We start from the raw sequence: 13,211 nt of genomic DNA on the forward strand, positions 1-13,211 counted from the left end.
AAATGATCCGCTTATTGAAATAATTGCATATTAAACCTTAAGACCCTATCTTAGTTCCGAATTTTTCCAGATTACAGTAATTAGTCAACCATGCTACAAACTCATATTCCTATTCTCGGTTTCGCAGCATTCAGCGGAACCGGTAAGACTACCTTATTGACACAATTGATACCCATTCTCAAAAATCATAAGCTACGAATCGGTTTAATCAAACACAGCCATCATAATTTTGAGATCGACCAACCGGGCAAGGACAGTTATCGACTGCGCAAGGCGGGGGCCCTAACCGTGCTATTGGCATCAAAACACCGGCGCGCAATCATTACTGAAATCGAACCGGCACAAGAACCTAAGCTAGCCGACCAGCTACAAGTTATTGATCAAAGCAACCTGGATCTCATTTTAGTCGAAGGCTTCAAGGCTGAATTATTTCCAAAAATCGAAATCCATAGACCGGCGCTAAACAAACCGCTAATCTACCCGAACGACTCTAATATTATCGCCGTTGCATCGGATAGCCCGCTCGAATTACCAAAACATTTACTCGGTTTCGACTTAAACAATCCGAACATGATAGCCGACTACATTTTAAACCAATTCTTGGAGCGCAAGCATGATTGATGCCTGCATTCAAACAGAAAACCGCCTGCTGACTCTTGAGGAGACGCTGACTCGAATCGAATCGTCAATAGAACCGATAATCGACGCTGAGAAGGTTAATTTACACGATGCGTTAGGCAGAGTTTTGGCGGAATCGGTCATGTCTCCTATCGATCTGCCTTATCACAATAATGCTTCAATGGATGGATATGCGCTAGCCAGCTCCGATATCAATCCCGACCATCCGTTCAGCTTGAACCTAATCGGTACTTCATGGGCGGGTCGTCCCTATGACGGAAGTATTTTACCCGGGCAATGCGTCAGAATTTTTACCGGCGGAGTTGTACCGGAAGCACTTGATACCGTCGTCATGCAAGAGCATGTGCAAAGAATCGGCGAAATCGTGCATTTTCCGGCCAAGGTTCAAGCCTTGCAACACGTCAGAATTGCCGGAGAGGATATCGCAAAAAATGCTCTCCTGATAACCGCACCGAAACGACTGTCCGCTATCGACCTTGGTTTGCTGGCTTCTGCCGGCATTTATCAAGTCAACATAAAACGCAAAATTAAAATCGCCTTCCTATCGACCGGTGATGAATTGACGCCGCTTGGCCAACCCTTGGCTCCTGGAAATATATACGACAGTAATCGCTATATGCTGAGTGCATTACTAAAGGAAGAAGCCTTCTCAACTACTGATTTGGGCGTTGTGCAGGACGATAAGGACCGGCTCGAAAACCTATTGACTGCGGCTGCCGAGACTCATGATGCGATCATAACCACCGGCGGCGCTTCAGTTGGCGAAGCTGACTTTATCCAAGAAATACTGGACACAATCGGACAGGTAGAACTTTGGAAAATAGCGGTTAAACCCGGAAAACCGCTTGCGTTTGGTTCGATCGGCAATTGCCGACTTTTCGGATTACCGGGAAATCCGGTCTCGGTAGTTTTAGCTTTTCAGCGTATTGTCATACCGGGGCTCCGGTTCATGACTGGATTATCACCGGAAAAACCACTGCAATTAACTGCCATTTGTCAGGAATCGATTAAAAAATCGCCCGGTCGACTTGAGTTTATAAGGGGGGTTTTATCGCAATCCGATAACGGCGAGCATCAAGTCCGGTCGGCGGGAAAACAAGGATCACATATACTATCAAGCATGAGTCACGCAAATTGCTTCATTGTACTTCCCGGCGATTGCCAAGGCATAAAAAAAGGCGATAGAGTGGTCGTCGAGCCTTTATCAACTTGGATCGATTAACCTAAAAGCGGCATTTTAACCATGAAGTACATGAAGTATTTCAGAAAACTGTAAGCATTGGCTTAAATATCAATATCTCGGTACCGAGGCGTCGCATTCACAAGACCATGCATCGATTCCGCCTTGTAGGTTCAGCAATTTTCGAAACGAATGGTGCTCTAAAAAAGATGCCGCCTGCTGACTACGTATGCCATGATGACATATCACAACAATTTCCTGCTCTGCATCCAGCTCATCCAACCGTTCGGGAATTTGATGTAGCGGAATCAGCACGCTGCCTGCAATCCGGGCATAAGCAAATTCATAGGGTTCCCTTACATCAAGCAAAAAAGGCGGGGTATCGCTTTGCAGCTTAACATTTAAGTCGGTGGGTGAAATTTGTTGTACCGGCATATTTATCTTGTATTTTTCAACTTTATTCAAAAAACGATCGCCATTGTAAGCCTTTTATACTTCTCATCAAATTTCTGATTAATGCAACGAAGCACTGAGCGCGGCTTAAACGCCAACTAAGGGCACCGCGAAGGATTGACGAATATATACAGCGCCAGGAAAGCAAGCGTAGCTTTACATTCATGTAACCTGAATACCGACAATCCATACCGACAAAACGAAAAATGCCGAAAATACACTAAGCACTAAGTGGTACTTATGACTGGGTACGATGCCCTTAGACGTCTCTCCTGCACCGAAATTTTACTAGCAAAGTGCAAAAACACCCAATTGCGATAACTATAATCGCCCTGTATGAAAAGTTCATTAAACATTAGTACTGCTTTGGTAAACAATCCGTCTATTTTTAATGGTATTGTTTACATCAACCCTGTTCAGTATAGTTAAACCGTAATTTAAACCTTTAACTAGATAAACGAGGATTCATCTAATGAGCGATTTTCAAAAAGACATTTTAACTGGCGCAGTATTTGTCACTGGCGTGCTTGGTTTTGTTTCCGGAGAATTTATACTCTCTTCTACTTTATTCGCCACGGCAGCTATTGCTGGAAACATTAACGCAACCCACAAACGTAATAAAAGCGAGCGTCTGTGATACATATGACTAATAGATGCAAAACCGACAATTCAACATTTAACCTTCGAGCTTCCAAGGCTAGCTTCTTGGAAGCTCTTTCTCATTAAGCTATTACGTTATCATTCCCGGCAACAAATAGATATTTTCTATTTCTGGACCTTACACATCCACAAAATCCCCCTACCGGCTTAGCAATTATTAATAATCCTAATTAGCAGCCACCTCATAAAAAGCGCTAAAAACTTAACACAAGGCTTTATAGGATTACGTTATAAATAACTTAATCAATTTCGAATTCCGAACGGTCATGACCTTGTTCAACTAAAGTCTGAAGCCATTTAGGCATAACTCCTCGTCCAGTCCATGTTTTGCTAGGGTCGTTTGGATGCCGATATTTAACAGGTACCTTAATGCCTTTTCTAGCGGATTTTTTTTGATCATCAATAAACTCAACCGCCACATTGATCGAGGCGGCAAGTTCTTTTATCTGATTCATAACTTCTTTACGTTTATCTGCTTGCTTAGCTTTAAGTGCTTTTTCAGCATTTAAAATAACTGCCTGCAATTCATCTTCTGAAAGATTCTGAAAATCGGTCATACGTAAATTCTCACTTAATGTAAAAGTTTCAATTAATTTTATTAGGACCCAAAGCAACTCAATTAAAAAATAACAAATGCTTAAGTCGCCGGTTTAATAAAAATCACATGAGACAAATAATCATGCTTTTTTTAATAGGTTTTCCAGTGATCAAAGATTAATAGACCCAAAAAGAGATTTTTCTTTATTCAAGGAATTATAGCTATTAATTGTAACTAAAAAAACATTAAATGAGCAACAACTCAAAGCATTAACAAAAAAAAGAGATTATGCTTGATGAGTTTTAAATCAAACTTGGTCTGTTGATCAGATAATCTCGCCTTATTCCAAAAACTGCATTCTTAATTAGGAATATGCACAAGATAACTTCCCGAGACGGTAAGCTTTGTAGAGGCTAGGTAATCTCGCTTGACATAATCCCTGCGCCGACCCTGTCAATCGAGCCACCTCCTCATAAGCGCAAAATCAGTATCTCTATATGCATTTTCGGCTTTATTCGTCAGACAAGAAAAGGGTATAGCTTAGTCAGTTATGACCTCGAATTTAATTTCGTTATAAATTAATCCATTCTTATCTATTAACTGAACCATCCAATGCCCTGCATCCGTATAGGTCAATACTCTATTAGTCGAGACTCTCCAACGATTGCCTTTCGGATTGATTGGTATTTTCCCAACAAGTACGCCATCTTTAATCCACTGATGAAAAAAAGATTCGCCTTTCAAATCTTTGAGCTCAGTAAAATAATAAAGATGAATTGGCTTTTTTTCTCCGAGACTGAAGGGTGGAATCAACTCTTTTACCGGTTCTTTATTAACGATGGCATTAGTTAATAAGCCCCGGGTAATCTTATAATGATTGATTGTCTTAAATCGCCGGTCAATTGGAGCTTCTTTTGTCAACTCAGGAATAACCTCTTTAATCCGATGATTTTTTTCGGAAATCGGTTGATCTTTTGTTTCAATAAGAGAGGATTCTTTCACCATTACTTCAGACGAAGTCTGTTCAGTTTTTTTGTCGACTTTATCTTCTAATCCATTACTTAGATAAAAATAAGGAATCACAATAAATGCAATAGCAATAATCACAGCCAATACGATTCGCCTGACATTCCAAATAACAATTTCGGAAGACGCCGAGTTTCTCGGCATATTGCTTTGTTCGCTTCCGGATCGATTAATTTTGATTACAATTTTTTTTGCATTTGCCATAAACTTTTCCCGGTCTTCGTAAGTCAGAACCTTGTGCCGCCACCATCAGTCATGTAGGCTGATTTTTTATAACAACGGCACTTTACTACTTGGTAATATAGCATTTTCCCCCTAAGATATCGGCATCAGCTTCAGATTAAACGGAAATCATCCATGAGCGACCTCCTCAAGTTATTTCAAGAATCTTCCGCACTTTATGGCGGAAACGCCGTATTTATCGAAGACTTATATGAAAAATATCTGCAAAACCCCGACTCGGTCGACCCGAGTTGGAGACACACATTTAAGAAGCTGCATAACGGCATGGCACAGGAGATCATTCATAGTCCTATTGTTGACAGATTCGCCAGCCTAGCCCAGCAATCTCAAGGCCGTCTGGCTAAGCTGCAAGGCTTTACCGAAGAAAGCGTAAAAAAACAATCTGCGGTCGCGCGACTTATCAATCATTACCGGGTTAGAGGCCATCAAATTGCCAATAATAATCCACTGAATAAATCGATTCCTTCCGTTCCGGACCTTGAGCCAGCATATTACGGACTGACCGAACTCGATATGGATACGCTATTCGATACCGGCACCTTATATGGAGAAGACAGACTTCCGCTCAGAGAAATTCTCGGTAGATTGAAAGAAATTTATTGCGGAAGCATCGGCAGCGAATACATGCATATCGTGGATACCGATGTCAAACGTTGGATCAAAAACCGGCTTGAAGGCACCCGCGCCAAGCCAAACTTAACAGCCGAAGAAAAACTCTCCATCCACAAGCAGTTGACCGCGGCGGAAGGCATCGAAAAATATTTGCATCGTACATTTGTAGGGCAAAAAAGATTTTCTCTGGAAGGCAGCGAGTCTCTAATCCCTTTTTTAGATAATATCGTACAGCGTGGCGGCGATAAGCAAATCAAAGAGGTCGTCATCGGCATGGCTCATCGCGGCCGCTTAAATGTCCTGGTCAACATCCTGGGAAAAAACCCGAGCGTCTTGTTCGACGAATTCAAAGGGATGCACACCTCAACGCCCGGCATGAATTCCGGCGACGTTAAATATCACATGGGCTTTTCCTCGGATATCGCCACTCCCGGAGGACCCATTCATGTCACGTTGGCATTCAATCCATCGCATTTGGAAATCATCAACCCGGTCGTCGAAGGCTCGGTTAAAGCACGCCAAGATCGTTACGGTCCCAATAGCTTCAATACCATCCTACCTATTTTAATCCACGGCGATGCCGCTTTTTCCGGACAAGGCGTTGTCATGGAAACCTTAAATATGGCGGGAACCCGTGCCTATTCCACTGGCGGAACTATTCATGTCGTCATCAACAATCAGGTTGGATTCACCACCAGCAACCCCCTAGATGCCCGTTCGACTTATTACTGCACCGATATTGCCAGCATGGCGCAAATCCCAGTCTTCCATGTCAATGGTGACGACCCGGAAGCCGTGTCGTTCGTCGCTCAGCTTGCCTTAGACTTCCGCATGACTTTCAACCGGGATGTTGTCATCGATCTAATATGCTATCGGCGACTAGGTCACAATGAGGCGGATGAACCGGCAACGACCCAGCCATTGATGTATCAAAAAATTCGCAAACATCCGACCACACGCCAAATCTATACCCAAAAACTTATATCCGAAGCATTGATCACACAGGAAGAGGATCAAAATATCGAAAACGACTACGTTTCGATGCTGGAAGCCGGGATGGTAGTCTCCAGGCCGGTTCTCAGTAACAAGGTGTATTCCTACTCGGCGCTATGGGAAAAATACCATCACGCTAAGTGGACGGCTTCTTGTAAAACCTCGGTATCGCTCGATGTACTCCGGTTCTGTAATAAAAGGTCACAGTGCCTGCCGACCGGTTTCGAATTACACCCCAGGGTTGCCAAAATCATGGACAGCCGAAATAAAATGGCCGCCGGCGCTCAACCGCTGGACTGGGGATTTGCCGAAAACATGGCTTATGCAACCTTGCTGCTGGAAAAACGCAATGTCCGCTTGACCGGGCAAGATGTGGGGCGCGGTACTTTTTTTCACAGACATGCCGTTTTACATAACCAGATTGACGGCAAAACCTACCTGCCGATCAATCACCTGGATTCCGAACAAGGCCGAGCTTACATTTACGACTCGTTACTTTCCGAAGCAGGCGTATTGGGTTTTGAATACGGCTACAGTACTACCGCCCCTGAAACTCTGGTAATTTGGGAAGCACAGTTCGGCGATTTCGCCAATGGAGCCCAAGTGGTTATCGATCAATTTATTAGTTCCGGCGAAACCAAATGGGGGCGTTTGAGCGGTCTCGTGATGCTGCTGCCCCACGGTTACGAAGGACAAGGCCCCGAGCATTCCTCCGCCCGACTGGAGCGCTATCTTCAGCTTTGTGCCGAACAAAACATCCAGGTTTGCGTCCCGACGACTCCGGCACAAATCTTTCATCTACTTCGCCGGCAATTACTCCGCCCTTATCGTAAACCGTTAATCGTCATGACTCCAAAAAGCTTATTGCGTCATAAGCTCGCCGTGTCGACACTGGAATGCCTCACTAAAGGGCGATTTCAAACGGTTATCAGCGAAATAGACCTGATTAAACCGGATAAAGTAACCCGTCTGATATTATGTTCAGGCAAAGTATATTATGATCTTTTGGAAGCCAGACGGGAGCACGAACTCGACCATGTTGCCATTGTCAGGATAGAACAGCTGTATCCGTTTCCAAATAATCGGTTTAAACAAGAAATCGATCGTTTCCCGAATTTGGAACATTTGATTTGGTGTCAAGAAGAGCCCAAAAATCAAGGTGCTTGGTATCAGATCCGACACCATTTCGTCGATACGTTGGCAACCGAAATCAATCTGCAATATGCCGGACGCCCGGCATCCGCAGCGCCCGCCGTAGGCAATTTCAAGAAGCATCTTGAACAACAGCAACAAGTTGTTAACACCGCTTTATTTGGAAAACACACAGGAAAATAACATGAGCATTGAAGTCCTCGTTCCTAATCTGCCTGAATCCGTTTCCGATGCCACACTCATTAACTGGCAAAAAAAACCCGGGGATAGAGTCACAAAAAACGAAAATCTAGTCGATCTCGAAACCGATAAAGTCGTGCTCGAAGTGCCTGCGCCCGAATCAGGCGTTTTAACGAAAATCCTGAAAAACGACGGCGACATTGTTGTCGGCAGCGAAGTACTGGCTATCATCGACCCGCAAGCGGCCGCGACTGAAGAAACCGCCGCTACGCCAGCAAGCGATACCGACAATGAACCGCAACAGACCGCCGAAAAAGAACCGGAAGCCGCATCGGCCAACATTCCTTTGAGCCCCGCAGTCCGAAGGCTCGTTGTTGAAAAAAATCTCGACCCCTCGGCCATTAGCGGCTCGGGAAAACATGGCCGTATTACCAAAAACGATATTCTCGAATATTTGCAGGACGAACCGGTTCTCGAAACCTCGTCCCGTACAAAAACACCGCCGGAATCCGTACAAACGGATTCGAAACCGGCCACGATTCCGGCTGCATTGAGACCCGAACAACGAGTCCCAATGACTCGACTTAGAGCAAAGATTGCCGAACGCTTGCTGCAAGCGCAACAAAACGCCGCGATGCTGACGACTTTCAACGAAGTCGACATGCATCATGTGATTGATTTACGAAACCAATATAAAAACCGCTTCGAGCAAACGCACAATATCAAATTGGGCTTCATGTCTTTTTTCGTCAAAGCATCGATCGAGGCCTTGAAAAAATTCCCGACTATTAATGCCTCAATTGACGGTAACGACATTATTTATCACGGCTACTACGATATCGGCATTGCGGTCAGTACACCGCGCGGCTTGATTGTGCCGGTTCTTCGCGATGCCGATCAATTAGACTTTGCCGGCATCGAAAAAAATATCGCCGATTTCGGCAAAAAAGCCAAAGAAGGCAACATTAGTTTTGAAGACCTGACCGGCGGTACGTTTACAATAACCAATGGCGGCATTTTCGGCTCAATGCTATCGACTCCGATTTTAAATCCGCCGCAATGCGCGATCTTAGGCATGCATGCAATCAAGGATCGACCCGTCGTTGAAAATGGACAAATAGTCGTTAGACCAATCATGTATCTTGCTTTATCTTACGATCATCGCTTAGTCGACGGCCGCGAGGCGGTTCAATTTTTGGTCACCATCAAAGAGTGCCTGGAATCTCCAGCGCACTTATTGCTAAACATATAAACGGTTCACTGTCATGTCAAAACCCGAATCAACTTATGATGTTATTGTCGTCGGTGCCGGCCCTGCCGGCTATGTCGCCGCGATCCGCGCCGCCCAATTAGGATTGAAAACAGCCTGTGTTGATCATTGGACCAATATTAATGGCGATCCAAGTCTGGGCGGGACTTATATCAACGCCGGTTGCGTTTCCTCGATGGCGCTGCTCGAGTCGGCCAAGATCTACGATTTAATGCGGCATGGGCTTGCCGATCATGGCATATCGGTCGAGAACATAAAACTGGACTTGCCGAAGATGATAGGCCGCAAAAATGAAAAGATAGCGCGATTAAGCCGGCAGATCCTCAATGTTTTCGCCGAAAAAAAAATTAACTATTATCATGGGCAAGGAAAGCTGCTCAACGCTGACCAAGTCAGCGTGACACCCGCCGACGGTGCCAAACCAATTAAACTCAATGCCCCCAATATAATACTAGCGACCGGCTCCACCTCCATCGATCTACCGTGCGCGCCGATCGACAACGAGTTTATCGTCGATACGACTTATGCGCTGAATATGACCAGCATCCCCAAAAGACTGGGAATCATCGGGTCGGGCGTCATCGGCCTAGAGCTTGCTGGAATATGGAATCGCTTGGGTTCCGAAGTAATTTTGTTAGAAGCGCAAGAATCTTTTTTACCGATCGTCGATCACCAAATTGCTGCGGAAGCCTATAAAATCTATTCCGTTCAAGGACTTGACTTGCGTCTGGGAGCTCGCGTCACCTCGGCTAAAAAAACTAATAACAAAGTCGTCGTCGACTATCAAAACCCGGAAGGCAGCCATACTTTACGACTCGACAAACTGATCGTGGCTACGGGTAGAAAGCCTAATTCGGAAAATATCGCAGCCCCCGAAGCCGAACTGCTTTTGGATGAAAACGGATATATCCATGTCGACGAAAACTGCTGCACGACGGTTCCCGGCGTTTATGCGATCGGCGATTTGACCTTACTCGGGCCGATGCTGGCGCATAAGGGCCTAGAGGAAGGCGTATTCGTCGCCGAGCACATCGCCAACCGACACAATCCGATCAACTATAACATCATGCCGAGCGTCATCTATACAGACCCTGAAATCGCCTGGGTCGGACAAACCGAACAAGCGCTGCAAGCCATTGGACAAAAATATCGGACCGGTACATTCACATTGAAATCCAATGGCCGCGCCGAATCGATCGACAAAACCGAAGGGTTGGTCAAAATCATCACGCATGCGGAAACCGATTTGATTCTAGGCATCCACATCATCGGAGCCAATGCTTCGGAATTAATTGCCGAAGCGGTTCTAGCGATGGAATTCTCGGCGAGTGGCGAAGACCTAGCCAGAACTATACATGCCCACCCGACCATCTCGGAAGTCTTACATGAGGCGGCACTAGCAATAGAGAACAGGTCCTTGCATCTTCCTTGATATGGACTTTTAGCAAAACAATCTAAAAACCGCGAACAAACAGGTAGGTCGCGCTTCTTTAGCTAATCTTTACCAACCCATACCCGCGAAACAGAAGCCGGCCGGATAGCTTCGGCTTCAAAATTGAATTTAACTTAACTTAAAACTAAAGAGCAATAATATGGAAATATTACTTATCGGAGCCGTGTTGATGATTTTCGCGGTATTGGCCTCGGCATGGCTTATGACCTTTGCCAAATGGTTTCCTATCGAAGGCATAGACGGCGGTTTTCTAAAAGACTATAAAACCATGATCAGAGCCCATGTCGATTTTGTCCTGATGGCACTGTTCTGTTTGGCTTTTTATGCGGTAAAAATTCCGCTGCCGGTTTTGGCCTGCTGGCTCGTCGTCATCGGCGGCATGACCAATCCCGGCGTTTTCGTTATCGCAGCTTTCGACCCCAATTTTTGGGATAAAGCTATTTGGAAAGCTTATACGATTGTCAGTTTTGCGATAACAACGATCGGTTTCGTATGGGTCGGACTGACTCTTTTGAATTTCGCCTTGTAATGTTTCGTTTTCCCACGACTCTTAGACTTTGAAAGTATTGGCGAATACATCATAAGATATTTTTTTACCATGAAGAACAAGCGCGCCAAGATTTTTCGCGAAAGCTGAAATGGGGTCCGTCCGATTTCAGCAGCGAAAAATTGCTTGGCGATTATTGCCTTCGGCGGCCCCGATTCGCCCTGCGTCCGTGCCACTACGCCACATCATCGTATACTCGATGCGGCTCCGTAGCACTCCCACAAATGGCTTTACGCCGTGTCGCGATGCCTTGTATTTTGCCTCCACCTGCGCTACTCGCGCAGACTCCGGCAAAACACCCGGCGCTACGGCTATCGGGGACTAAAAATCATCACTTCGCTGACGCTCCGTTTCCATGATTTTCAGCGAATGAAGAAAAGGCTATAAAATCGACGATCTAATTCTTCGTGTCGCGTTAGGATTTGGTCGTAAATAACTTCCCTATTTTACGGAGGGTTCGGTTGCTCGATTGGCAGGTGTCGGCGGCAGGGCAGATTTTTGCTCGTGCAAAATCTGCATTCATGCCATCCTTGGCAATCAGTCACCGTCGTCAAGCCTACACGCACGTATTCACGGCGTCCTGCAAAGCGAGTTACCGACCCCTCAACAAAGCGCATAGTTCCAGGACGTTATTCATCACGAAATCCTTACTCTTCATGGTTATTTCGTAATATTGAATCCAAGTCTATTTAATAATGCAGCATAGCAAACTTTTATTGACTCAGGGAGCAACCAATGGCCTTTCATGCAATCAACCCCGTTGACGGTAGCACTATACTGACCTTGGACAGCTGGGGGGCGTCCCGGTTGTCCAAGGCAATGGATGTTGCCGAACTGGCAGTCGGGACGTGGGCCGACACGCCGATCAAAAAACGTTGTGAGCTGATGTATAAGACAGCGGAGGTCTTGCGGGCACGTCAGGAAGAGTTAGCCACGATCATCACCCAGGAAATGGGTAAGCTGATCAAGGAATCGCGCGGTGAGATCGAGAAGTGTGCTTGGGTATGTGAGTACTATGCCGAACACGGGCCGGGTTTCCTCGAAGATGAATATATCGAAACCGACGCCGCCAAGAGTCTGGTCACTTATCAGCCGTTGGGGATCATCCTAGCGGTGATGCCATGGAACTTCCCATTCTGGCAGGTCTTTCGCTTTGCGGCTCCGGCACTGGTGGCGGGTAATACCGGGTTGTTGAAACACGCCTCGAATGTCCCGCAGTGTGCGCAGGCAATTGAATCTGTGTTTGAGGAGGCCGGCTTTCCCGAGGGGGTCTTCACGACACTGATGATCGGATCAGTTCAGGTACGTGGTGTGATCGATGATCCACGAGTCAAGGCTGTGACCTTGACCGGCAGTGAGCCGGCCGGAAAATCGGTGGCAGAGGCAGCCGGTGCGAATATTAAAAAATCCGTTCTGGAACTGGGCGGGGCGGATGCCTTTATCGTGCTGGACGACGCCGACCTGGAACTGGCGGTAAAGCAGGGTGTGACCTCGCGTTATATGAATGGTGGCCAGAGTTGTATCGCGGCCAAGCGGTTTATCGTGGTGGATGCGATTGCCGATGCCTTTCTGGAAAAATTCAAAGCCGCTGTGGAAGATCTGCGTACGGGTGATCCAATGAGTGTAGATACCACCCTGTCACCGATGGCCCGCCATGACCTGCGCGATGAATTACATAAGCAGGTGATTGAAAGTATCGAGGCGGGCGCGAAGGTTGTCACCGGTTGTGCGCCGGAAGCCGGCAGTGGTGCTTATTACCAAGCCTCCATTATTGATCATGTTAAACCCGGCATGCGTGCCTGGCACGAAGAACTGTTCGGGCCGGTCGCAATCGTGATTCGCGCCAAGAATGAAGATGATGCAGTGTCTATTGCCAACAGCAGCGACTTCGGCCTAGGCGGCAGTGTCTGGACGCAAAGCAACGCGCGCGGTGAACGCGTGGCGCGACAGCTGCAATGCGGTGCGGCGTTTGTGAACGGCTTGGTAAAAAGCGATCCGCGGATGCCGTTTGGTGGTATCAAACGTTCCGGTTATGGGCGTGAATTATCGCATCATGGTATTCGCGAGTTTGTGAATGCCAAGACGATCTGGATTAAATGATTGCTACTGTCATTTCGAGGAGCCTTGGAAAGGCGACGCAAAACGGTACCGGGACTTGCAATCAAGCATCTATACTCAAACTAACAGGCAGCTATCCCGAAACCTTACGCCGGCCGGCGCTTTGTTCCACTTTACCCATTGGCTATGATTAACTATCTAGCATAA

Annotated in this window: 11 protein-coding genes; 8 read left to right on the forward strand and 3 right to left on the reverse strand. The window is 46.3% G+C overall.

What is annotated here, in order from left to right; all coding sequences use genetic code 11:
• Nucleotides 1-90 precede the first annotated feature (90 nt).
• Together mobB and glp are read left to right on the forward strand one after the other, a co-directional pair.
• Nucleotides 91-621: a molybdopterin-guanine dinucleotide biosynthesis protein B gene (gene mobB, locus ACINK7_RS11575; RefSeq protein WP_404355283.1), complete on the forward strand. Its 531-nt coding sequence runs from the start codon at nucleotides 91-93 to the stop codon at nucleotides 619-621.
• On the forward strand, nucleotides 614-1,861 hold the full coding sequence (gene glp, locus ACINK7_RS11580) for a gephyrin-like molybdotransferase Glp (RefSeq protein WP_404355284.1): 1,248 nt from the start codon (nucleotides 614-616) through the stop codon (nucleotides 1,859-1,861). Before mobB ends, glp begins: the two co-directional genes overlap by 8 nt.
• Nucleotides 1,862-1,930: 69 nt before the next feature.
• On the opposite strand, the gene ACINK7_RS11585 is transcribed toward glp, so the two are convergent.
• Nucleotides 1,931-2,284 (reverse strand): rhodanese-like domain-containing protein, encoded by a 354-nt coding sequence (locus ACINK7_RS11585; protein ID WP_404355286.1) that lies wholly within the window; start codon nucleotides 2,282-2,284, stop codon nucleotides 1,931-1,933.
• Between the two features lie 460 nt (nucleotides 2,285-2,744).
• Here ACINK7_RS11585 and ACINK7_RS11590 point away from each other — a divergent pair, with 460 nt between their 5' ends.
• Nucleotides 2,745-2,909 carry a hypothetical protein gene (locus ACINK7_RS11590; RefSeq protein ID WP_017839339.1) on the forward strand — a complete coding sequence of 55 codons (165 nt, stop codon included), beginning with the start codon at nucleotides 2,745-2,747 and terminating at the stop codon, nucleotides 2,907-2,909.
• Between the two features lie 262 nt (nucleotides 2,910-3,171).
• Here the strand turns inward: ACINK7_RS11590 and ACINK7_RS11595 are convergent, their stop codons facing one another.
• Entirely contained in the window at nucleotides 3,172-3,489 is a 318-nt protein-coding gene (locus ACINK7_RS11595; RefSeq protein WP_341325171.1) for an H-NS histone family protein, read from the reverse strand.
• 521 nt (nucleotides 3,490-4,010) lie between these two features.
• The gene (locus ACINK7_RS11600; RefSeq protein ID WP_404355289.1) at nucleotides 4,011-4,700 is read right to left on the reverse strand and encodes a DUF2914 domain-containing protein; all 690 of its coding nucleotides are present in this window, start codon (nucleotides 4,698-4,700) and stop codon (nucleotides 4,011-4,013) included.
• Nucleotides 4,701-4,853: 153 nt separating this feature from the next.
• Here ACINK7_RS11600 and ACINK7_RS11605 point away from each other — a divergent pair, with 153 nt between their 5' ends.
• The 5 genes from ACINK7_RS11605 to ACINK7_RS11625 all read left to right on the forward strand — a co-directional run bounded on the left by ACINK7_RS11605 (nucleotide 4,854) and on the right by ACINK7_RS11625 (nucleotide 13,046).
• Nucleotides 4,854-7,679, forward strand: coding sequence for a 2-oxoglutarate dehydrogenase E1 component (locus ACINK7_RS11605; RefSeq protein ID WP_404355291.1), 2,826 nt, complete (start codon nucleotides 4,854-4,856; stop codon nucleotides 7,677-7,679).
• Nucleotide 7,680: 1 nt separating this feature from the next.
• On the forward strand, nucleotides 7,681-8,928 hold the full coding sequence (gene odhB / locus ACINK7_RS11610) for a 2-oxoglutarate dehydrogenase complex dihydrolipoyllysine-residue succinyltransferase (protein ID WP_404355293.1): 1,248 nt from the start codon (nucleotides 7,681-7,683) through the stop codon (nucleotides 8,926-8,928).
• A 13-nt stretch (nucleotides 8,929-8,941) separates the two neighbouring features.
• Nucleotides 8,942-10,378 carry a dihydrolipoyl dehydrogenase gene (gene lpdA, locus ACINK7_RS11615; RefSeq protein ID WP_404355295.1) on the forward strand — a complete coding sequence of 479 codons (1,437 nt, stop codon included), beginning with the start codon at nucleotides 8,942-8,944 and terminating at the stop codon, nucleotides 10,376-10,378.
• 160 nt (nucleotides 10,379-10,538) lie between these two features.
• Nucleotides 10,539-10,928 carry a hypothetical protein gene (locus tag ACINK7_RS11620; protein ID WP_125219367.1) on the forward strand — a complete coding sequence of 130 codons (390 nt, stop codon included), beginning with the start codon at nucleotides 10,539-10,541 and terminating at the stop codon, nucleotides 10,926-10,928.
• Nucleotides 10,929-11,681: 753 nt separating this feature from the next.
• Nucleotides 11,682-13,046: an NAD-dependent succinate-semialdehyde dehydrogenase gene (locus ACINK7_RS11625; protein WP_404355297.1), complete on the forward strand. Its 1,365-nt coding sequence runs from the start codon at nucleotides 11,682-11,684 to the stop codon at nucleotides 13,044-13,046.
• Nucleotides 13,047-13,211: the final 165 nt, after the last annotated feature.

Source organism: Methylotuvimicrobium sp. KM1, from assembly GCF_044788715.1.
In the GTDB taxonomy this organism is placed as follows: Bacteria; Pseudomonadota; Gammaproteobacteria; order Methylococcales; family Methylomonadaceae; genus Methylotuvimicrobium.

Excerpts from the sequence above, each read along its gene's own strand:
- mobB (WP_404355283.1), top strand. The coding sequence starts at position 91 with ATGCTACAAACTCATATTCCTATTCTCGGTTTCGCAGCATTCAGCGGA.
- ACINK7_RS11605 (WP_404355291.1), top strand. The coding sequence starts at position 4,854 with ATGAGCGACCTCCTCAAGTTATTTCAAGAATCTTCCGCACTTTATGGC.
- ACINK7_RS11600 (WP_404355289.1), bottom strand. The coding sequence starts at position 4,700 with ATGGCAAATGCAAAAAAAATTGTAATCAAAATTAATCGATCCGGAAGC.
- ACINK7_RS11590 (WP_017839339.1), top strand. The coding sequence starts at position 2,745 with ATGAGCGATTTTCAAAAAGACATTTTAACTGGCGCAGTATTTGTCACT.
- ACINK7_RS11625 (WP_404355297.1), top strand. The coding sequence starts at position 11,682 with ATGGCCTTTCATGCAATCAACCCCGTTGACGGTAGCACTATACTGACC.
- ACINK7_RS11620 (WP_125219367.1), top strand. The coding sequence starts at position 10,539 with ATGGAAATATTACTTATCGGAGCCGTGTTGATGATTTTCGCGGTATTG.
- glp (WP_404355284.1), top strand. The coding sequence starts at position 614 with ATGATTGATGCCTGCATTCAAACAGAAAACCGCCTGCTGACTCTTGAG.
- ACINK7_RS11595 (WP_341325171.1), bottom strand. The coding sequence starts at position 3,489 with ATGACCGATTTTCAGAATCTTTCAGAAGATGAATTGCAGGCAGTTATT.
- odhB (WP_404355293.1), top strand. The coding sequence starts at position 7,681 with ATGAGCATTGAAGTCCTCGTTCCTAATCTGCCTGAATCCGTTTCCGAT.
- lpdA (WP_404355295.1), top strand. The coding sequence starts at position 8,942 with ATGTCAAAACCCGAATCAACTTATGATGTTATTGTCGTCGGTGCCGGC.